The organism is Devosia sp. (assembly GCF_028290435.1).
Classification (GTDB): Bacteria; Pseudomonadota; Alphaproteobacteria; order Rhizobiales; family Devosiaceae; genus Devosia.
This window is the reverse complement of record NZ_JAQGJV010000096.1, coordinates 19,889-40,270: the sequence shown is the minus strand read 5'-3', so window position 1 is coordinate 40,270 and position 20,382 is coordinate 19,889. Positions and strand designations below refer to the sequence as shown.

The following is a 20,382-nucleotide window of genomic DNA, read 5'->3' as shown; positions in this document are numbered from 1 at the left end:
GACGCGCTGGCTCAAGCCTTGCAGCGCTTGTAGACTTCTGGAGCGAGGCCCATGCCGTAGCCCTCGGTGTTGTGCAACAGCGTGTCACTGGCCGTGTCGAACTCAAAATTGTCGACGACGCCTTCTTCGCTCCAGTGGATGGCGCCGTTGCCGGCGGGGCTATCATTGGTCATGAACTCGACGGCGTCGCCCTTTTGGGCGCCGAAGGCCAAGGTGGCGGCGTCGATGTGGATGGATTTGTCGGCCTTGTCGCACTGTCCATCAAGAGCCCAGTGGCCAACGATGTCGGCCGGCACCTCGTCGGCCCAGGCCGGGGAAGCAGCAGAAAGCGCGGCGATTACCGTAATCATTGCAGTGATGCGCATGAAATCCTCCTTCGCTGGTGCATTCAGGCACGAGCCTGTGGCTCATTCAAGCCGGCAGCCGGGGGAGATAGCTAACGCTGCGTTAACTTTTGCTCGCAAGGAGCTGGGCTCCCTCCCGATATCGGGAGAGAACGACCTGAGAATTTCGGCTTGGTCTACGGATCCATGTCCGGCGGAACCGGTGGAGCCTCATACAACACCGTGATTTCGATGCGCTCGTTGGCGGCCATGTAGGGGTCGTTGTTGAAGAACGGGTCGGTGGTGGAGCGGCCGATGACCGAATGGATGTGGTCCTGGTTCAGCCCGAATTCGCCCAGGATGGATCGCACCGTATTGGCGCGGTCGCTGGAGAGTTCCCACGAGCCGTAGCGGGGGTTGCTATAGGTGGTGCCGGCGGCGGTGTGCCCGGAAATATTGATCTGGTTGGGCAGTTGCTGCAGGACCGGGGCGATAGCGGCGATGGCCTGGCGGGTGGCCTCGAAGGGATATTTCGAGCCTTCGGGGAACATCGGGTGGCCATCCTGATCGACGATCTGGATGTTCAGGCCGTCCTTGGTTTCCTCGATCAAGAGATTGTCGGCGATATCGGTGATATTGGGCATGGCCTGCCAAGCCTGGCGAATGCTGGCGGCGGCGGCGTGGAAATTCTTGTCATAGGTGGACTTGAGATCGGGCTGCGAGGAGCCTTCGGCGCTGTTGGTGCCCGCGGTAAAGCCGTCCTTGGATTCGATCTGGGACTCTTGCGAGCCGGTGGTGGTGCTGGGCGGAGAGGTCGCCGGATCGCCCACCGCGATGGCCGAGCCGGAGCGTTGCGAGCCGGTATCGTCGAGCGAGTTACCGCCCATGATGCCACCGGCGCCGCTGGTCGAGGCGCTGACGCTGGTCGGCGCGAAATAATCGGCAAGGCCCTTTTTCTGCTCGTCCGAGGTCATGCTGATCAGCCAGAGCAGCAGGAAGAAGGCCATCATGGCGGTCACGAAATCCGCATAGGCGATCTTCCAGGCACCGCCGTGATGAACGTGCCGGTTCTTCTTGATCTTCTTGATGATGATCGGCTGATTGTAATCGGCCATGACGCTTATGCTTTCCTGAAGCCTGGTGGCTTAATTGGCTGCCGTCAGATCGGCGGTGGCCTGATCGATTTCGGCGAAGGTCGGACGGACTTCCGACATCAGGCCCTTGCGGGCGAATTCGATGGCCATGACGGGCACCTGGCCGGAAATGTGCGCCAGCAGGCCCACCTTCAGCGACATCAGGTACTTGGCTTCGGACTCGTAGATATTCTTGAGCGACTGGGCCATCGGGCCGAAGAAGCCGTAGGCGATGAACACGCCGAAGAACGTGCCCACGAGCGCGCCGCCGATCATGTGGCCGAGCACGGCGGGGGGCTCGCTGATCGAGCCCATGGTGTTGATCACGCCCAGCACGGCGGCCACGATGCCGAGGGCCGGGGTGCCATCGGCCAGGGCCTGGATGGCGCCGACGACGCGCTCGTTCTCCTGATGGTGGGTTTCGAGTTCCTCATCCATCAGGGCATCCATTTCGTGGACGTTGTTGGAGCCCAGCGTCACCATGCGCAGGTAATCGCAGGTGAACTCGACGGCGTGGTGATTGGCGGCGAATTTGGGGAAGCGCGCGAAGATCGTCGAGGTCTCGGGGCTTTCGATATGCGGCTCGAGCGCCAGGATGCCCTTGGCCTGCACCAGCTTGAACAGGCTGAACTGCAGCCCCAGCAATTCGATATAGGCTTCCTTGTTATATTTCGGACCCTTGAACAGGGTGCTGAAAATGCCCAGGCACTGCTTGAGCACCGGGCCAGTATTGCCGATGACGAAAGCACCCGCGGCCGCGCCCAGGATGACCAGAAATTCATAGGGCTGGAAGAGCACCAGGACCTTGCCACCCATCATGGTATAGCCGCCCAGAACGCTCGCCAAAATGACAACAATACCAATAATTAGGCGCATTCTATTAGAAACTCACTTTTTGAATTCATCCGCGAGTGGATCTGAATTCACCTGAGGAAGCCGTGTCTGCACTTGTATTTCTGTAGATCTGGCCGGTTTGCGCCAGAGTTGGCATGCGAGGCGGTCACCGGCCCAAACACCGCAACCAAAATCACGTTACGACCGCCGCCGGCTTTGGCCTGGTCAGCCCAAGCGTGTGGCGTAAGTCGTTCCCAACACAGCCATTATCGTGCCATTAGCCTTAATATCTGGTGTATCGCGGCCAGCGACACACGCATGTAAGCCCTGCAAATTGCCGTGGCTCGCGGCCGGGAAAATTCAGGCCGGAAAACGGCAAAAGCGCCGTGCGGCGCTGGGGTGGGCAACATGGGGGTGCCGGCGAAAGCTTAGAACAGCTCGGCTTCGCCATGGCTGGAATGGGCGGCAATGCCGGACAAAGCGGGGACGCGCAATTCGTCGAGCGTCAGGCTGGACCAGATTTCGTCATAGACCGAATCAGGGGAGGTGGGGGGCAGGAGGGCAAACTGGCGAACCGCCAGTGCCATATTGTGGCAGCGCTGCTCGATACGGTCCTGGCCCTGCAGCGCCGTGACGATGATCTGGATGGCGTCGCGCACGGCCTGGTCGCGATTGAGGTTGGGGTCGGCTAGGATATCCAGGGCCTCGGTGATGCCTTCGACCATGCCGGCGGTCTGGCGCGCGGTCTCGTCTAATTCCCGCGCAAGTTTATGAAGTGACATCAGTCTAATCCTAGCCCCTGATGAAGAACCCTACCGCGCTATTTCTAAAGCTCTTCTTGCTGCGGCGATGTTGCGCGCAAAGCTTCGTCGTCGTGGTTAGCGATTGCATAACGAGTTTGCTCGTAGGATCGGGAAATTAGCGCCTGGCAGGTTCGCCAGAATGCTCCGGGTGCTAATTCTTGGTGGAACCAACGGTTTATACGTAAGGTGCTAGCACTTTATGGGCCGGGCTTAGGCGTTGGAGTCGATAGTTTTAAATGGCAACGGCCAATTCTCTGCCACCCGAATTCGATCGTGGGGTCGTCACCACGGTCCATCAAGGTGATTGCCACATTTCGAATGCCGCCGACCTGACTTTTTCGACCGTGCTGGGGTCCTGCATCTCGGCCTGCGTGCGAGACCGGGCCGCCAATGTGGGCGGCATGAACCACTTCCTTTTGGCGGAACAATCCGGTTCGTCAAAGGATCGCTACGGCGCGTCGGCCCGATACGGCGCCTTCGCCATGGAACAGCTCATCAACAAGGTGCTGAGCCAGGGCACGGGCAAGAAGTCCAATCTCGAAATCAAGGTGTTCGGCGGCGGCAAGATCAATGCGTCGCTGGATGATGTGGGCGCCAAGAACATCGAGTTCGTGCGCGAATTCCTCGCGGCCGAGGGCTATCCGGTGGCCAGCGAAGACCTCGGGGGCAGCTATGCCCGCCGCGTGCTGTTCAAGCCGCATTCGGGCCGCGCCTTCGTCAAGCGACTGGACAGCGACGCCGGCGCAACGGTGGCACGCGAAGAAGTCGCCATCGCCAGCCGCCGCGCCGTGGTGGTGCCCGTACACGACGACATCGAACTCTTCTAGGACCAATCGCTATTCGGCTGAGGCTGGTCTGCAAATGCCGGTTCGCTGCGCTTCCGGTCCTCACGTACTCGAAAGTACGCTCCGGTCCGGTTCTCGCGAACCAGCATTTTCGACTCAGCCTGAGCCGAATTTCGATCGGTCCTACCGGTGGGCGCTGCTTTAGAGAGGCGTCAGCCTCAGCTTTCCCATTTCGGTACAGCCGCGGGCTCCGGCATGGGTTTTTCGGTAACACCTCGTCAATCAAAGTTAGCGCAGTGTTAGCACGGAGGGGCGCTCTATAGATTTGGTTAACCATTGATACGATAGGAATTCGGGGTGTTCGTATCCTTCTGATTTGCGGAATCTGCCTGCCATGCTGCATATGCGCCTCGCGCTGATCGCCGCCAGTTTATGGCTTGTTGCCATGTTCCTGGCCGGCGGATTGATGCTGGCAATGGGGATCAGCGGGAGCTCCCTTATCCTGATCGGCGGCGTGGTGGCGATGGCGGTGGCCGGCACCCTGTCGCTGGGCCAGCAGTTCGACCGCGACCACCAGGCCATCCTGCGCTCCGTCGCACAGGCGGCGGGCCTCGGCGACGAAAAGGGCGAAATTTTCTCCATCAGCTCGATCGTGTCGCAACTAAGTGCCCAGGCCGAGCGGACCCAGCAGGTCAAGACCAGCATCGTGGCCATGCAGCAGCCGGTGTTGCTGGTCGACGAGGCGGGCATGATCCTGGCGGCCAGTCGCGGCATGGTGGCCATCGCCCCGCAAGCGGTCGAGGGGGCGCGCCTCGATGTCCTGCCGGGTATCGGCGATACAAAGGGCGAGGGCGCGGTGCCCGAAACCGCCATGCTGATGCTGGGCGGCGCGCGTTACCAATTGCAGCGCCTGGCCATCGGGGCGACCCGCTTCGTGCTCGAATTGCAGCCCGTCGGTTGCTACATTGCCGATGACGACCTGGAAGGCTTCGCGGGCGCGCTGGTGGCCGGGCGGACCTCGTTCCGGTTCACCGAGGAAACGCTCAAGCGCAATCCGGCATTAGCGTCTCTCAACACTGCCATTGCGGCCGTTGACGCCGGCGCCGAGGAACTGGACCGGCTGCTGGCTGGGGACGCCGCGGTCGCCAAAGTTGCCCATAGCCCGTTCCGGCGGCAGGTCAAAGGCCTCGCCGACCTGCTGGTCGCTGTGGAAGGACAATTGGACGAGGAGGCCGAGTTGCGCCAGGGGCTGGAGAAAAAGCTCAAGGCGGTGGCCCAGCTGGTCGACCGCTTCCAGAACCAGGCGGCCCACCTGACCAGCGTCGCGGCCCAGACCCGGGCCGATGTGACGACCACCAATGCGGTGCTGCAACGCGGCGATGCCCAGGCGCGCAAGATGCGCAATAGCGGTCATCAGGCGCGCGATCTGGTCGGTGCGGCGGATCTGGCGGCGCGGCGCACCCATGCGGTGGTCAGCGATATCGATGCCATGACGCGCGAGATCGACACCATGATGGCGGCGATCGAGGAAGTTTCGTTCCGCACCAACCTCTTGGCGCTCAATGCGGCGGTCGAAGCGGCGCGGGCAGGTGAAAAGGGCGCGGGCTTCGCGGTGGTCGCAGAAGAAGTGCGTATGCTGGCGCAGATGACCAATAAAAGCGCCAAGGATATTCGCGCCGTGGTCAGTCGCGGACGTGCTCAAACTGCGACCGGCGTGGATGAAGCGCAATCTTTGCAAAAAATGATTGCAGAAGCGGACGCGCATTTACGCAATCTAAGTACTGAAGCAGACACTATCGTGGCGACACTGGACGAAAGTGGGGAGGCGCTGAAGCGCCTTACCGGGCGGATGGAAGTGGTCAGCGATACCTCGGCGGGGAGACCCCTGCGGGCGGTTCCTCGCGGGCTCAGTTCCGCTGCCTGAACCACTCCAATCGTCTGGGTCGCAGATGGGGTGGTTGGCATGGATGCGGGAGAGATTCCCTTAAGCGAACGCGAGTTTTCGCGGATCAAGACACGGGTCTATGAGGTCGCGGGGATATCGCTGAGCGATGCCAAGCGCACGCTGGTGGTCTCGCGGCTCTCCAAGATCGTGCGGTCGCTGGGGCTAGGGGGGTTCGACGCCTATGTCGATTACCTGGAACGCGGCGCCTCGGCCACGGACGAGCAGAATTTCGTCAATGCGCTGACCACGAACCTGACGCGGTTCTACCGCGAGGATCATCATTTCGAGCATTTGCGCCAGCATGTGGGCTCGCTGATCGCCCATAAGCCGCGCGGTACGCGGCTGCGCATCTGGTCGGCGGCCTGCTCGACCGGGCAGGAGCCCTATACGGTGGGCATGGACCTGCTGGCAGCGTTTCCCGAGCTCAAGCGCTGGGACTTCAAGATCCTGGGCACCGATATCGATACCGCCGTGATCGCCAAGGCGGCGCGCGGGATTTATCCCGAAAGCGAATTGTCCGGGCTGACGCCGGAGCGGGCGCGGCTGATCGACAAGATCGGCGACGGCCAGATCCAGGTGCCCGATGCGGTGCGAGAACTGGTGTCGTTCAAGCCGTTGAACCTGATCCAGGCCTGGCCGATGAAGGGGCCATTCGACGCCATTTTCTGCCGCAACGTGGCGATCTATTTCGACAAGGCGACCCAGGGTCAGATGTTCGGCCGGTTCGCCAGCCTCTTGGCACCCGAGGCCTTCCTTTATATCGGGCACTCCGAAAACCTTGGCTCGGGCGGCGAGGGCTTCAAGCTCGTCGGCAAGACCATTTATCAATCACGCCTAAAAGCCAACAAGCGAGAAGCCGCATGAGTATCAAGGTCCTGGTCGTCGACGATTCGGCCCTTATCCGCGAAGTGTTGACGCGCATGCTGACGCGCGACGAGGATATCGTGGTGGTGGGCACCGCGGTTGATCCGATCGAGGCGCGCGAGAAGATCAAGCTGCTCAACCCCGATGTGGTGACGCTCGACATCGAAATGCCCAACATGAACGGGCTGCAATTCCTCGAAAAGCTGATGCGCCTGCGCCCGACACCGGTGGTGATGGTATCGACGCTGACCAAGAAGGGGGCCAGCGAAACTCTGCTGGCGCTCGAACTGGGTGCCGTGGATTTCGTGGCCAAGCCGAGCGCCGATCTGACCGGGGGGCTGGAGGCGTTCGGCTCCAACCTGCGCGACAAGATCCGCGCCGCGGCGCGGTCGGACGTCAAGGGCCGGGCCAATCGGGCCGACGCGCCCAAGGTTGCGGTGCGCACCGCGGCGGCGCCGGATGGCGCCCTGATCGCCATTGGCGCATCCACCGGCGGCGTTGAGGCCGTGCGGGCGGTGCTGGTCAATATGCCCACCGATTGTCCGCCGATCGTGATCGCCCAGCATATGCCGCCGGGCTTCACCAGCCGCTTCGCGGCGCGGCTGGACGAATTGTGCGAGATCAAGGTGGTGGAAGCCGAGGACCGCATGCCACTGGAACGCGGCCATGCCTATGTGGCGCGTGGCGATTATCATCTGCGGGTCGAGCGCAGTTCGGGCCAGCTCAAGTGCCGCCTGACGCATGACGAATTGGCCAGCGGGCACCGGCCCAGCGTTGACGTGCTGTTCGAGTCGGTCGCCAAGACCGTGGGCGCGATGGCGGTCGGCGCCATCCTGACCGGCATGGGTCGTGACGGCGCGCGCGGGCTCAAGCTGATGCGCGATGCGGGCGCCTATACGGTGGGGCAGAACCAGGCCAGTTCGCTGGTCTATGGCATGCCGCGCGTGGCCTTCGAGGAGGGTGCAGTGGTGGAACAGGCGCCGCTCGAGGCGATTGCCGCACGATTGGCTAACGCTTTGGTGCGGCTCAAGAACGCCGCATAATCGCAACCCCGTTGCAATGCGACGGCTGGGTTGAGAGATTTGTAACGCTTGTTGCCTAGTGTGACGACGAAGGGACAGAAGTCCCAGGCTTAGAAGGTGGAATGGCAATGCCGAAGGCAAGCGCAGTCAGTGTATTGATCGTGGACGACCAGCAGTCGATGCGCGGGATTTGTAAGTACATCCTGACGCAGCTGGGTTTCAAGGACATCATCGAGGCCAAGAGCGGGCGCGACGCGCTCGGCAAGCTCGAAAAAGCCAATGTCGATCTCATCATCTCCGACTGGAACATGGAAGATATCGACGGGCTGACCCTGCTCAAGGTGATCCGCAAGCACCCGCGCACCCAGGCCATGCCGTTCATCATGGCGACCGGCCGTTCCGACAAGGAACAGGTCAAGGAAGCTATCTCCTTCGGCGTCAACAATTACATCATCAAGCCGTTCGACCTGTCGACGATGAAGAAGCGCATCGAAGCCGTGATCGGCGCTCTCTCTTAGGATGCATTGATCTTCAGGTGATGCCGGCCTGCAAATGCCGGCTTGCTGCGCTCCGGTGCTCACGTACCAACGTACGCTCCGCTCCGGTGCTCCCAACCCACCATATTCGCTTGCGCGGACCTTCGGTTCGTCTCGGCCTGACCTGAACCTCGACGCATCCTTCCGCGCTCGCGCTTCAAAAAGGCCGTCCCAATGGGGCGGTCTTTTGCGTTTCTGCGTCGGTATTTATCCGTAACAAGGCATTAATCAGCGTCCTGTATCGTTTCCACAAGTCGAGACCGACTTTCGGAGGGGGAAGGCCGCAGCGCCCAGAGCACCGCATATTGCGCGGTGTTTTCTGTAATCGAAAATATTCGAACGCGTTGTGACCTGCCGTAAGAGCTGGAGCTATTGCATGGCCTTTTTGTCGCGCCTCAAGATTTCCCAGAAACTGCCATTGGCTCTGGTGGGCATGGCGATGGCGGTGGGGGTGGGCATCGGCGTCGCCGGCTATCTGATCAGCCTGTCGACGGTGCAGGAGCAGCGCCAACAGGCCATGCAGGCATCGCTGGCCAGCGCCACCAGTCAGGTGGACGAGTATTTTTCCGACGTCGAAGGCGATTTGAGCCTGTTTACCCAGCGCGCCGATACGGTGGCGGCGCTGGAAAACCTGACGCGCTCCTACAATGAAATGAAAAGCGGGCTGGGTGACAAGGCAGCGGCGCAGTTCCAAAAAGCCTATGTCACCGACAATCCGAACCAGTCCGAACGCTGGCTGGCCGATACCTCGGGGGGGCTGGCCGCCAGCTACGACACCCAGCACAAGCGCTTCCATCCCGGCTTCCGCACGCTGATGCTGGAGCGCGGCTATAGCGACGTGTTCCTGTTCGACATGGCAGGGGAGCTGGTCTATTCGACGGCCAAGAACCCCGATTTCGCGATGAATTTCGTCAGCGATCCGACGCTGGCGGCGACCGGGCTGGCCAAGGCGGTCACCGCGGCGCAGACGCTGCCACTGGGTACCGCGGACTTTGTCGATTTCACCCAATATGCCCCTATTGGCGGCAAGGCGGCCAGCTTCATGGCCATGCCGATTTACAAGGCCGACGCTGTGGTCGGCGTCATGGCGCTGGAAATCCAGGCGCCGGCGCTGACGGCGCGCGTCTCCGGTATCAAGGGGCTGGGCAATACCGGCGAGGTTATCATCGTGGGCGCCGACGGGCTGATGCGCACGCAATCAAAATTCTCGATGGCAAGCGACGTGCTGGTGTCCTCGGTCAAGGGCGATCCGACATTCGAGACCGCATTGGCCGGCACCGAGGCGAGCGGCATTGCCAACTTCCGCGGCGCCGAGACTGCTGTCATGGCGGTGCCGACCAGCGTGCATGGGGTGAACCTGGTGGTCGCGGCGATCCAGAACCAGTCCGAGGTGATGGCGCCAGTGGTGCAGATGCGCAATACGATGCTGGCCATCGGCGCGGGGCTGCTGCTGGCGGCGACGGTGCTGTCGTTTCTGTTCGCGCGCTCGGTCAGCCGGCCGATCACGCGCCTGACGGGGACCATGGAAGCACTGGCGCAGGGTGATCTTGCGGCCGAGGTGCGCGGCGCCGATGGCCGTGACGAGCTGGGCGCCATGGCGCGGGCGGTCGAAGTGTTCCGCGAGAACGGGCTCAAAGTGGCGCAGATGACGGAGGCGGAAGCCGACCAGATCATCCGTAGCCAAGCCGATCGGGCCGTGATGATGCAGACCCTGCAACGGGCGTTCGGCGCGGTGGTGGATGCGGCGATCGCGGGTGATTTCAGCAAAAGGGTGGATGCCGAATTCCCCGATGATGAACTCAATACGCTGGCGCGCTCGGTCAACAATCTGGTCGAGACGGTGGATCGCGGCCTGGGCGAAACCGGGGAAGTGCTGGCCTCGCTGGCCAATACCGACCTGACGCACCGCATGGAGGGCGACTATCAGGGCGCCTTTGCCCAGCTCAAGCACGACACCAATGCGGTGGCCGACAAGCTGACCGACATTGTGGGGCAATTGCGCGAAACTTCGGGCGCGCTCAAGACCGCGACCGGGGAAATTCTCTCCGGTGCCAATGACCTCAGCGAACGCACCACCAAGCAGGCGGCGACGATCGAGGAGACCTCGGCGGCGATGGAGCAGCTTGCCAGCACGGTGATGCAGAATGCCGAGCGGGCGCGTGGCGCCAGCGACGTGGCCTCCACCGTCACGAGGACCGCCGAAGAGGGCGGGCAGGTGATGCACCAGGCCACCGAGGCGATGGAGCGCATCACGCAAAGCTCGGGCAAGATCTCCAACATTATCGGGCTGATCGACGATATCGCGTTCCAGACTAACCTTCTGGCGCTGAACGCCTCGGTGGAGGCGGCGCGGGCCGGCGATGCGGGCAAGGGCTTTGCGGTGGTCGCCGTGGAAGTGCGGCGGCTGGCGCAGTCGGCGGCTTCGGCTTCGGCGGATGTAAAGGTTCTGATCGAGCAGTCGGCCAATGAGGTCCGGGGCGGCAGCAAGCTCGTCAGCGACGCGGCCACGAAGCTTGAGTCCATGCTGAGCGCGGCGCGGTCGTCCAACGAGCTGATGAGCAGCATCGCCAGGGAAAGCCGCGAGCAGGCGTCCTCGATCGACGAGGTCAACACCGCCGTGCGCACCATGGATGAAATGACCCAGCACAATGCGGCGCTGGTCGAGGAAATCAACGCCGCCATCGAGCAGACCGAGGCGCAGGCCACCGAACTCGACCGGATCGTGGATATCTTCGCCTTGTCGGAAACCGGCCGGGTCAAGCCGGCATTGGCCAGCCCGCTCAAGGCGGTGGCACAGGGTGCGCGCGGCCTGCAGGACAAGCTCAAAAGCGTAACGCGCTCGTATTTGAGCCACGGGAATGCGGCGGTGGACAAGGACTGGAGCGAGTTCTAGGGCGGCCCTGATTGGGCGTCGGCGGTCGCCCTTCTGGGCTGGCTCGCCGGCCAAACATAGACAACACTTGCTTAATGCCTGTGCGCTAATTTCTCAGCACAAATCCGGATGCGCGCGTCGATACGTGCGCCCGACTGCTTGGGGGAAATTATGGGTGTGCTGGCGCGGTTCTTCGGGAACGTGAAGATGACGGTCGCCATTGCGGCCTTGGTGCAATGTGCGATCCTGGGATCGATCGCCGTCGTCTCCACCGTGATCTATCTGAACCTTCACGATCAATCGATACAGTCAAGCAAGGTGCAGCAGAACGCCAATATCGGTGTCGCCGCCACTATCCTGGAACGGCGCCTGTCGGGCTCGGTGCTCAACTGGGCCGAGGATGGCAGCATCGCGTCGTTCCAGAGCTGGGCCATCCCGCCCTTCTACGATACCTCGGTCATCGACTCGGTGACCCGTGTCACCAAGCAGGATGCGACGATTTACCAATATGATCCGGCCACCGCCGTGTTCACCAGCCGGACCACGAGCCTGGTCGGCGCCGACGGCGCGCGTGCCGAGAACATGACGATCGCGGCGGGCGACCCGGCCTATGAGGGGCTGGTTGCCAACCAGCAGGTCATCGGCGAGAGCATATTGCTGGGGGGCAGCTATTTCGGCGCCTACCAGCCGATGGTGAAAATGAGCGGCGAGGTCATGGGCGCCATCTATGTGGGCGTGCCGATGGCCAGCGTGAATGCGGCCGCCAATGCCGTGGTCGGACTGCTGGTGCTGGTGGGGGCCATCGTGTTCGTGGCGCTGGGTGCGCTGGGGTTCCTGATGTCGCGCACCATCACCAAGCCGATCCCCAAGCTGGCCAAGGCCATGGAGCAGATTTCGGCCGGCGATTTCGCCACCGTGGTGCCCTATACGCAAAAGGGCAATGAAGTGGGCGGCATGGCCCGCACCGTCGAAGTGTTCCGCGAAAACGGCTTGCGCGTCAGCCAGATGACCGAGGCCGAGGCAGCGCGCATCATCGCCGATCAGGCCAATCGCCAAGCGATGATGAGCGAATTGCAGAGCGCTTTCGGCGTGGTTGTCGATGCCGCAGTGGCCGGCGATTTCACCCGCCAGGTCGATGTCGAATTCCCCGATCCCGAACTCAATGCGCTGGCGGCCAGCGTCAATAACCTGGTGGCGACCTTCAATCGCGGCGTCAGCGAAATCGGCGTGGTGCTGGGCGCCATGGCGGATACCGACCTGACCCTACGCATGCAGGGGGAGTACGAAGGCGCCTTCGCCAAGCTCAAGCACGATACCAATGCGGTGGCCGACAAGCTGAGCGAAGTGGTGAGCCAGCTGCGCGGCACCTCGCGCGCGCTCAAGACTGCGACGGGGGAAATCCTGTCGGGCGCCAATGATCTGAGCGAGCGCACCACCAAACAGGCGGCGACGATCGAGCAGACTTCGGCCGCGATGGAGCAACTGGCCTCCACGGTGATGCAGAATGCCGATCGCGCTCGCGACGCCAGCGTCAATGCGGGCGCCGTCACCAAGACCGCCGAAGAGGGCGGGCAGGTGATGGATGCGGCGACCGCCGCGATGGAGCGCATTACCCAGAGCTCGGGCAAGATCTCCAACATTATCGGGCTGATCGACGATATCGCCTTCCAGACCAACCTTCTGGCACTGAACGCCTCGGTGGAAGCCGCCCGTGCCGGCGATGCGGGCAAGGGCTTTGCGGTGGTGGCGGTCGAGGTTCGTCGTCTGGCGCAGTCGGCGGCCAGTGCTTCGGCGGATGTGAAAGTGTTGATCGAGCAATCGGCCAATGAGGTCAAATCCGGCAGCAAGCTGGTTGGCGATGCGGCCGGCAAGCTCAAGGCGATGCTGGAAGCGGCGCGGGGCAATAATGGCCTCTTGGAATCGATCGCGCGCGAAAGCCGCGAGCAGGCGTCCTCGATCGACGAGGTCAATACCGCCGTACGCACCATGGACGAAATGACCCAGCACAACGCGGCTTTGGTGGAAGAGACCAATGCGGCCATCGAGCAGACCGAGGCCCAGGCCAGCGAACTCGACCGGATCGTGGATATCTTCATCATCAACGAGCATGAGGCGCCCGTGCGTCGGGCCGCTGCACCGGCACCCGCCGCCGCCGTCAGCGGCGCTCGTGGCCTGCAGGATCGCCTGAAGGTAGCGGCCAGGACCTACGTGACCCATGGCAATGCGGCGGTCGACAAGGATTGGGCCGAGTTCTAATTTCGGAATTACTTCGCTTCTTAAAATGGGGTGCTTGCGGGGCCCCATTTTTATTTTGCGGGCGCCGTTAACGTTGAGAGATGCTTAACGGCCCTTAGGCATGAATACGAACAAGTGTATTCACTCCTGCAAGGACCTGCCCAAATGCCTGCTCTCAAGCTGCGCGGAAAGATCGTCGGTGCTGCGGCGCTGGTCTTTATCATCGCGATCGTCGCCAGCCTCAGCTATGTGGTCAGCTCGACCCAGAAGGGCGATATCGATAGCGCCAATCAATTGCTGGTCAGCATCGCCCAAACCCAGGCGCAGAACATCCGCGTGGTGCTCAAGGAGCATGCCACGGAAGCCGCATCGGTGGCGCAGACCCTGAGCATGCTGATGGTCGATCCGGCGACGAGCGAAGCCACCATAACCAATCTGTTTCAAAGCCAGATCGGGGTGACGCCCAATGCCATCGGCGTTTGGGCCTTGCTGACCAAAGACTCGCCCATTGCCGCCAATCCGGCTCTGGCGGGTTCGAAATATGCCATGCCAGATGGCTATTTCGGCGTCTCGATCACCCGCGATCTGCAGACCGGCACATCGACCTTTGGCTCGTTGAGCACCTCGGAGGCGGAAGGCTTTTCCGGCTGGTTCACCAATCCGCTGGCCACCGACAAGCCGGGCCTGATCGGCCCCTATCTCTATGAAAAGAAGCTCTACACCTCCTCCACTGCCATCGTTCGCGACGCGTCGGGCAAGGGCGTGGGCCTGGTTGGCGTCGATTTCAACGGCGGCGTCTTCGCCGACCTGATCGGCAAGGAAAAGCCGATGGGCACAGGCTGGATCGGTGTCATCAACCAGGAAGGCGACTGGGTGGTCCATTCCGATCCCGCGCTGCTGGGCACGCCGGCCACCGATGCCTCCTCGGTCGCCGCGCGCGACGGCGCGGCCAAGGGCGAATACTATGCAGCGGCTCCGGCCGAGGGTGGCGACTGGCGGATCACCGCTATCCCGCTCAACCTGACCGAGGTTGGCAAGCAGTGGACGGTGATGGTCGCCGTGCCGGAGGCGACGCTGCTGGCGGCCTCGGTGCAGCAGCGTAATATCTTGATCATCGGTGGCGGCGTGCTGCTGCTGCTCGGGCTCGCGGCCTTCTGGTTCGTCGGCTCGTCGGTGGTCAAGCCGATCACGCGGCTGACCAAGACCATGGATCTGCTCGCCGGCGGTGACCTCGACGTCACCATCGAGGGCGCTGGCCGCAAAGATGAAGTCGGCGCCATGGCGCGGGCGGTCGAGGTGTTCCGCGAGAACGGCATCAAGGTTGGTCAGATGACCGAGGAAGAGCGTGTTGCCGAAATCCGCCGCCGCCAGGAGCGCGGCGACATGATGGTGGCACTGCAGGCGGCGTTCGGCGAAGTGGTGGACGCGGCAATCGCGGGCGATTTCACCAAGCGCGTGCATGCCCAGTTCCCCGATGCCGAGCTCAATTCGCTGGCAGGTAGCATCAACCAGCTGGTTGAGACCGTCGATGGCGGGCTGGCCGAAACCGGGGACGTGCTGGCGGCTTTGGCCGATACCGACCTGACCAAGCGCATGCATGGCCAGTATTCGGGCTCGTTCGCCAAGCTCAAGGCGGATACCAATGCGGTGGGCGATAAGCTGACCCATGTGGTGACCCAATTGCGCGCCACCTCGCGCGCGCTCAAGACCGCGACCAGCGAAATCCTGTCCGGCGCCAACGATCTGAGCGAGCGCACCACCAAGCAGGCGGCGACCATCGAGGAAACCTCGGCGGCGATGGAGCAACTGGCCTCGACGGTCAGCGAGAATGCCCGCATGGCCGAGGATGCCAACCAGAAGGTGCAGTTGATGTCGCAAAGCGCCACCCAGAGTGGCGCGGTGATGAATCAGGCCAATGCGGCCATGGAGCGGATTACCTCGTCGTCGTCCAAGATTTCCAACATCATCGGACTGATCGACGATATCGCCTTCCAGACCAACCTGTTGGCACTCAACGCGTCCGTGGAAGCCGCGCGGGCAGGTGAAGCCGGCAAGGGCTTTGCGGTGGTTGCGGTGGAAGTGCGGCGCCTGGCGCAATCGGCGGCCAGTGCCTCGGCGGACGTGAAACTGCTGATCGATGCGAGTGCCCACGAAGTCCGATCGGGCGCGCGGCTCGTGGGGCAGGCTTCCGACAAGCTGCGCGATATTCTGGCGGAGGCGCAGGAGAGTTCGACGCTGATCGACTCCATCGCCCAGGCCAATAGCGCCCAGGCTTCGGCCCTGTCCGAGGTCAGCATTGCGGTGCGGCAGATGGACGAGATGACCCAGCACAACGCGGCGCTGGTCGAGGAAATCAACGCCTCTATCGAGCAGACCGAGGCGCAGGCCAGCGAGTTGGACGGCATTGTGGATGTGTTCAAGCTGGATAAGCGGGGGAGCGTGGCGGCGGTGCGGACATCGCGTAAGCCCGTCGCGCAGCTGCGCACCGTCGGGACTTCCGCGGTGGCCAAGGAGTGGGGCGAGTTTTAGGCCTTCCACCGAGACTGTGCACCTCTCCTCTTGCCTTCCCGCGGGCGCCTCTCAACAGGGCGTGAGCGGCGAGAGGCCCGCGGGTCAAGACCGCGGGAAGGGCGGTGGGGGTGGGTATGGCGGGGCTGGCCAAAGGCTCTTGCGCCATGGGGGCGTCGATGAAACGGAGCCACCCTTGCACCCACCTGCGCCCCATGGTTCAACGCTCTCACAACCCGCGGAGAACCCGATATGGCGCGCATTGGCCTGGTCGCACATGACGACAAGAAAGACGAAATGGTCGCCTGGGCGCTTGCCAATATCGACAAGCTGAGCCTGCACGAATTGTGGGGCACCGGCACGACGGGCGGGCGGGTGATGGCGGCGACGGGCTTGCCGGTTACCTTGCTCAAAAGCGGCCCCTTGGGCGGCGACCAGCAGCTAGGCGCGCTGATCGCCGAGGGGCGGCTGGACATGCTGGTGTTCTTCATCGATCCGCTCTCGGCGCAGCCGCACGATGTGGATGTGAAGGCGCTGACCCGGCTGGCGACCCTCTACGATGTGCTCTGCGCCTTCAATAAACCCACAGCCGATGCGGTTCTGGCTGTGGTTTGACCAATCAGTAAAGATTGACCCTTTGCCGCTCTTGTGTGCAGATGCCTGTAATGGCCCGCAGCAAAGCAGGGCCAATTTGGCATTCAGGGATCGGGACGGAATTTGGTGTCCTTCGACGCAGTTATCGACGTTCGCAACGTCTCCAAACGCTTTGGCGGCCTTCTCGCCGTCAACGATTGTTCGCTGCAGGTGCGGCGCGGCTCGATCACCGGGCTGATCGGCCCGAACGGGGCCGGCAAATCCACGCTGTTCAACATGGTCGCCGGCAATATCGCGCCGGATTCGGGCCAGGTGATTTTCGACGGCGAGGACGTGACGGGGCTCAAGCCCCATCAATTGTTCCGCACCGGCATGTTGCGCACCTTCCAGATCGCGCATGAATTCTCCAACATGACGGCGCTGGAAAATCTCATGATGGTGCCGGGCGACCAGCCGGGCGAATATCTGGCCAATGCGTGGTTCCGGCCGGGTCTGGTCAAATCGCGCGAGCGCGACGTGCGCAAAAAGGCGCTCGACGTCATCGATTTCCTCAAGCTGGGCCATGTGCGCAACGAGCTGGCGGGGAACCTCTCGGGTGGCCAGAAGAAGCTGCTCGAGCTTGGCCGCACCATGATGGTGGATGCCAAGGTGGTGCTGCTCGACGAGGTCGCCGCCGGCGTCAACAAAACGCTGCTGCAGGATCTCGCCTCCAATATCGAGCGCATGAACAAGGAATTGGGCTATACGTTCTTCGTCATCGAGCACGACATGGATCTGATCGGGCGCCTCTGCGATCCGGTGATCGTGATGGCGCAGGGCGAAAAGATCGCCGAGGGCCCGATGAGCGAAATCCGCGCCAATGCGGCCATCGTCGAAGCCTATTTCGGCTCACCCGTGGCGGTGGCGTAATGGCTTTGATCGAACTCAAGCACGTGGTGGGCGGCTATGGCGGCGCACCGATCCTCAATGGCGTCGATATCGCCATCGAGCAGTCGGATATCGGCGTCATCGTCGGGCCGAACGGGGCCGGCAAGTCGACCACGCTCAAGGCCATTTTCGGGCTGCTCAAGGTCACCGGCGGGACCATCGAGTTCAACGGCGAAAGCGTCGCCAATTCCCTGCCGGACAAGCTGGTGCCCAAGGGTCTCAGCTTCGTGCCGCAGGAAAAGAACGTCTTTACCTCCATGACCGTCGAGGAAAACCTCGAAATGGGGGCGTTCACCCGCAAGGACGATTTTTCCGACACCATGACCTGGGTCTACGAAATGTTCCCGGTGCTGGCCGAAAAGCGGCGCCAGCCGGCCGGTGAACTGTCGGGCGGGCAGCGCCAGATGGTGGCGATGGGTCGCGCGCTGATGAGCAAGCCCAAGCTGCTGATGCTGGACGAGCCATCGGCGGGACTGTCGCCGCGCTATGTGATCGAGATTTTCGAGACCATCGTGCGCGTCAACAAGGAAGGCGTCGGCATCCTGATGGTGGAGCAGAATGCCCGCCAGGCGCTGGCCTTCGCCTCCAAGGGGTTTGTGCTTGCAGGCGGGCAGAACCGTTTCACCGGCACCGGCGCCGAACTGATCGCCGATCCCGAAGTCGCCAAAAGTTTCCTCGGGGGTTGAGGCTGTGACCGAACTGATTTTCTTCATCAACCAGGTGGTGATCGCCGGCGCCGTGCTGGGCTCGATCTACGCCCTGGGGGCCATCGGCATCACGCTGATTTTCGGCATTTTGCGGTTTGCCCATTTCGCCCATTCCGAGTTGATGACCGGCGGGGCGTTCATGGCGTTTCTGTTGGCCAGCCTGTTCGCCGCCTGGGGCGTTCATGCGCCGATCCCGATGGGGTTCGTGGTGCTGCCGCTGGCCATGGTGCTGGGCGCCATCTTTGCGCTCGGCATCGACAAGGGCTTTTACGCCCCGCTGCGCAAGCGCGGCGCCAAGCCGGTCACCTTGCTGATCGCCTCGATCGGCGTGACGCTGATGATCCAGGGGCTGATCCGCCTGTTCTTCGGCTCGGGCAGCTATTCGTTCTTCGAGAACGAGCCCAAGGACGTGTTCCGTTTCGACATGAGCGCGCTGGGCTCGACCCGCCCGCTGGTGATCACCGAGCCGCAGATCCTGATGATCGTGGTGACGGCCATTGCCGTGATCGCACTGCATTTCTTCCTGACGCGCTCGCGGCTGGGCAAGGCGATGCGCGCCATGGCGGACAATGCCGATCTGGCGCAGGTTTCGGGCATCAATACCGCGCTCGTCGTCCGCGTGACCTGGATCATCGCCGGCGCGCTCGCCTGCATGGCCGGCACCATGCTGGCACTGGACGTGACGCTGAAGCCGGACCTGGCGTTCAACATCATCCTGCCGATTTTCGCTGCGGCAATCGTCGGTGGCCTGGGCCAGGCTTATGGCGCAATTGCCGGCGGTCTGCTGATCGGTTTTGCCGAAACGCTGGCGGTGTTCAACTGGTCGATGGTGCTGAAACCCCTCAACACCGTGCTGCCCGAATGGCTGCAATTGCCACAGACGCTGGCGCTGGTGCCCACCGAATATAAGCTGACCGTGGCCTTTGTGATCCTCGTGGTCACGTTGCTGGTCCGGCCCACGGGTATCTTTAAGGGAGCCTCGTCATGATCCGGCGTTCTCTGACCCTGTTTGCCGGGCTGTTCGTGCTGATCCTCGTGATCGGCTGGTTCATGGGCGTGCCGTTTACCTCCAGCCGCTTGGTCGAGGCCGCGGCCTATTCGCTGATCGCCATGGGTCTCAATATCCAGTGGGGCTATGGCGGGCTGTTCAATTTCGGCATCATGGGCTTCATGATGCTGGGCGGGGTGGCCGTCACCTTCATCTCCTACCCGGTCAATCCGCAATTCTGGGGTTCCGATGGCCCATGGATGCTAGGCCGGGCACTGATCGCCTTCGGCGCCGGCGCCTTGCTGGTGATCGCAGCGCGGCAGAGCCATCGCATCGGCATTCGCGGCGGCTGGAAAATGGCGCTGACGGTTTTGGCGTGGTTCATCGGCTATTGCGTTTATCGCAGCCAGATCGATCCGGCGGCCGCCTATATCGAGGCCAATGCGGGCTTTGTGGGCGGCCTGGGCGCGCATCCCGTGCTGGGCTGGCTGTTCGGTGGCGTTTTGGCGGCGGGCGTGGCCTATATCGTGGGCAAGATTTGCCTGGGCCTGCGTACCGATTATCTGGCCATCGCCACCATCGGCATTTCGGAAATCATCCGGGCGCTGGTCAAGAACATGGACTGGCTGACGCGGGGCACGCTGACCGTGTCGCCGATCCCGTGGCCGACGCCGTTGCCGCAGGACTATCAGGCCGGCGGCATGGACGCGCAGACCGCATTGCTGTCGGCGCGTGGCGGGTTCCTGCTGCTGGTGCTGGTGATTTTCGCCGTCGCCATGTTCCTGATTTCACGGGCCTATGCGGGGCCGTGGGGCCGCATGATGCGGGCCATTCGCGACAACCACATTTCCGCTGCCTCGATGGGCAAGAACGTTACCGCACGGCAGCTCGAGATTTTCGTCTTCGGCTCGGTGCTGATGGGCATTGGCGGGGCGATCCTGGTCAGTTTCGTGCAGATCAACGATCCGTCGAGCTATCAGCCGATCAACCACACCTTCCTGATCTGGGTGATGGTGATCGTCGGCGGCGCCGGCAACAATTGGGGCGCGGTGTTTGGCGCGGTGCTGATCTGGCTGGTCTGGATCATTTCGGACCCGCTGGCGCAATTGCTGTTCGGCACCATCAGCCACTGGTCCGGCCAGATCGGCTGGGGCGAAATTCCGGACATCCAGTCTCGGGCATCGCAGATGCGCATTTTTGTGCTGGGGGCGGTAATTACGATTGCGCTGCGGTTTGCGCCACGAGGGCTGATCCCCGAAGTGGTGCGGCGCGAGGGTTAGGGTGGGTGCGAGCATGTATTGTGCTC

At 62.5% G+C, this 20,382-nt stretch carries 17 protein-coding genes; 13 read left to right on the top strand and 4 right to left on the bottom strand.

The annotated features are described in order from the left end of the window. Window positions 1-11 precede the first annotated feature (11 nt). From JWP26_RS22010 to JWP26_RS21995, 4 genes are all read right to left on the bottom strand, one after another. Window positions 12-365, bottom strand: a complete 354-nt coding sequence (locus JWP26_RS22010; RefSeq protein ID WP_299733146.1) for a hypothetical protein — start codon at window positions 363-365, stop codon at window positions 12-14. A gap of 155 nt (window positions 366-520) precedes the next feature. After that, entirely contained in the window at window positions 521-1,438 is a 918-nt protein-coding gene (locus JWP26_RS22005) for a flagellar motor protein MotB (RefSeq protein WP_299733143.1), read from the bottom strand. Between the two features lie 30 nt (window positions 1,439-1,468). Next, entirely contained in the window at window positions 1,469-2,332 is an 864-nt protein-coding gene (gene motA / locus JWP26_RS22000) for a flagellar motor stator protein MotA (protein WP_299733140.1), read from the bottom strand. A gap of 386 nt (window positions 2,333-2,718) precedes the next feature. After that, entirely contained in the window at window positions 2,719-3,072 is a 354-nt protein-coding gene (locus tag JWP26_RS21995) for a hypothetical protein (RefSeq protein WP_299733137.1), read from the bottom strand. Between the two features lie 257 nt (window positions 3,073-3,329). Here JWP26_RS21995 and JWP26_RS21990 point away from each other — a divergent pair, with 257 nt between their 5' ends. The 13 genes from JWP26_RS21990 to JWP26_RS21930 all read left to right on the top strand — a co-directional run bounded on the left by JWP26_RS21990 (window position 3,330) and on the right by JWP26_RS21930 (window position 20,356). After that, complete coding sequence (locus JWP26_RS21990) at window positions 3,330-3,920, top strand: hypothetical protein (protein ID WP_299733134.1); 591 nt, start codon at window positions 3,330-3,332, stop codon at window positions 3,918-3,920. Between the two features lie 352 nt (window positions 3,921-4,272). Next, the gene (locus tag JWP26_RS21985; RefSeq protein ID WP_299733132.1) at window positions 4,273-5,802 is read left to right on the top strand and encodes a methyl-accepting chemotaxis protein; all 1,530 of its coding nucleotides are present in this window, start codon (window positions 4,273-4,275) and stop codon (window positions 5,800-5,802) included. Window positions 5,803-5,841: 39 nt separating this feature from the next. After that, window positions 5,842-6,687: a protein-glutamate O-methyltransferase CheR gene (locus JWP26_RS21980; RefSeq protein WP_299733130.1), complete on the top strand. Its 846-nt coding sequence runs from the start codon at window positions 5,842-5,844 to the stop codon at window positions 6,685-6,687. Beyond that, complete coding sequence (locus tag JWP26_RS21975; RefSeq protein WP_299733128.1) at window positions 6,684-7,730, top strand: chemotaxis response regulator protein-glutamate methylesterase; 1,047 nt, start codon at window positions 6,684-6,686, stop codon at window positions 7,728-7,730. Before JWP26_RS21980 ends, JWP26_RS21975 begins: the two co-directional genes overlap by 4 nt. A gap of 107 nt (window positions 7,731-7,837) precedes the next feature. Next, complete coding sequence (locus tag JWP26_RS21970; protein ID WP_299733125.1) at window positions 7,838-8,227, top strand: response regulator; 390 nt, start codon at window positions 7,838-7,840, stop codon at window positions 8,225-8,227. A 394-nt stretch (window positions 8,228-8,621) separates the two neighbouring features. Further along, window positions 8,622-11,138: a methyl-accepting chemotaxis protein gene (locus tag JWP26_RS21965; protein ID WP_299733122.1), complete on the top strand. Its 2,517-nt coding sequence runs from the start codon at window positions 8,622-8,624 to the stop codon at window positions 11,136-11,138. A 186-nt stretch (window positions 11,139-11,324) separates the two neighbouring features. Further along, window positions 11,325-13,373 carry a methyl-accepting chemotaxis protein gene (locus JWP26_RS21960; RefSeq protein ID WP_299733118.1) on the top strand — a complete coding sequence of 683 codons (2,049 nt, stop codon included), beginning with the start codon at window positions 11,325-11,327 and terminating at the stop codon, window positions 13,371-13,373. Between the two features lie 144 nt (window positions 13,374-13,517). Beyond that, window positions 13,518-15,881: a methyl-accepting chemotaxis protein gene (locus JWP26_RS21955; RefSeq protein ID WP_299733115.1), complete on the top strand. Its 2,364-nt coding sequence runs from the start codon at window positions 13,518-13,520 to the stop codon at window positions 15,879-15,881. 231 nt (window positions 15,882-16,112) lie between these two features. Then, complete coding sequence (locus JWP26_RS21950) at window positions 16,113-16,475, top strand: methylglyoxal synthase (protein WP_299733113.1); 363 nt, start codon at window positions 16,113-16,115, stop codon at window positions 16,473-16,475. Window positions 16,476-16,580: 105 nt separating this feature from the next. Continuing rightward, a complete protein-coding gene (locus tag JWP26_RS21945; protein WP_299733110.1) occupies window positions 16,581-17,363 on the top strand; it encodes an ABC transporter ATP-binding protein in 783 nt (260 codons plus the stop codon). Continuing rightward, the gene (locus JWP26_RS21940) at window positions 17,363-18,067 is read left to right on the top strand and encodes an ABC transporter ATP-binding protein (protein WP_299733107.1); all 705 of its coding nucleotides are present in this window, start codon (window positions 17,363-17,365) and stop codon (window positions 18,065-18,067) included. The genes JWP26_RS21945 and JWP26_RS21940 overlap by 1 nt, the downstream gene beginning before the upstream one ends. 4 nt (window positions 18,068-18,071) lie before the next feature. Beyond that, a complete protein-coding gene (locus tag JWP26_RS21935; protein WP_299733105.1) occupies window positions 18,072-19,076 on the top strand; it encodes a branched-chain amino acid ABC transporter permease in 1,005 nt (334 codons plus the stop codon). Continuing rightward, a complete protein-coding gene (locus JWP26_RS21930) occupies window positions 19,073-20,356 on the top strand; it encodes a branched-chain amino acid ABC transporter permease (RefSeq protein ID WP_299733102.1) in 1,284 nt (427 codons plus the stop codon). Before JWP26_RS21935 ends, JWP26_RS21930 begins: the two co-directional genes overlap by 4 nt. The last annotated feature ends 26 nt before the right edge of the window (window positions 20,357-20,382 follow it).

Coding starts and splice junctions, on each gene's coding strand:
- JWP26_RS21950 (WP_299733113.1), top strand. CDS start 16,113: ATGGCGCGCATTGGCCTGGTCGCACATGACGACAAGAAAGACGAAATG.
- JWP26_RS21980 (WP_299733130.1), top strand. CDS start 5,842: ATGGATGCGGGAGAGATTCCCTTAAGCGAACGCGAGTTTTCGCGGATC.
- JWP26_RS21940 (WP_299733107.1), top strand. CDS start 17,363: ATGGCTTTGATCGAACTCAAGCACGTGGTGGGCGGCTATGGCGGCGCA.
- JWP26_RS21990 (WP_299733134.1), top strand. CDS start 3,330: ATGGCAACGGCCAATTCTCTGCCACCCGAATTCGATCGTGGGGTCGTC.
- JWP26_RS21970 (WP_299733125.1), top strand. CDS start 7,838: ATGCCGAAGGCAAGCGCAGTCAGTGTATTGATCGTGGACGACCAGCAG.
- JWP26_RS22010 (WP_299733146.1), bottom strand. CDS start 365: ATGCGCATCACTGCAATGATTACGGTAATCGCCGCGCTTTCTGCTGCT.
- JWP26_RS21960 (WP_299733118.1), top strand. CDS start 11,325: ATGACGGTCGCCATTGCGGCCTTGGTGCAATGTGCGATCCTGGGATCG.
- JWP26_RS21985 (WP_299733132.1), top strand. CDS start 4,273: ATGCTGCATATGCGCCTCGCGCTGATCGCCGCCAGTTTATGGCTTGTT.
- JWP26_RS21975 (WP_299733128.1), top strand. CDS start 6,684: ATGAGTATCAAGGTCCTGGTCGTCGACGATTCGGCCCTTATCCGCGAA.
- JWP26_RS21930 (WP_299733102.1), top strand. CDS start 19,073: ATGATCCGGCGTTCTCTGACCCTGTTTGCCGGGCTGTTCGTGCTGATC.
- JWP26_RS21995 (WP_299733137.1), bottom strand. CDS start 3,072: ATGTCACTTCATAAACTTGCGCGGGAATTAGACGAGACCGCGCGCCAG.
- JWP26_RS21955 (WP_299733115.1), top strand. CDS start 13,518: ATGCCTGCTCTCAAGCTGCGCGGAAAGATCGTCGGTGCTGCGGCGCTG.
- JWP26_RS21965 (WP_299733122.1), top strand. CDS start 8,622: ATGGCCTTTTTGTCGCGCCTCAAGATTTCCCAGAAACTGCCATTGGCT.
- motA (WP_299733140.1), bottom strand. CDS start 2,332: ATGCGCCTAATTATTGGTATTGTTGTCATTTTGGCGAGCGTTCTGGGC.
- JWP26_RS22005 (WP_299733143.1), bottom strand. CDS start 1,438: ATGGCCGATTACAATCAGCCGATCATCATCAAGAAGATCAAGAAGAAC.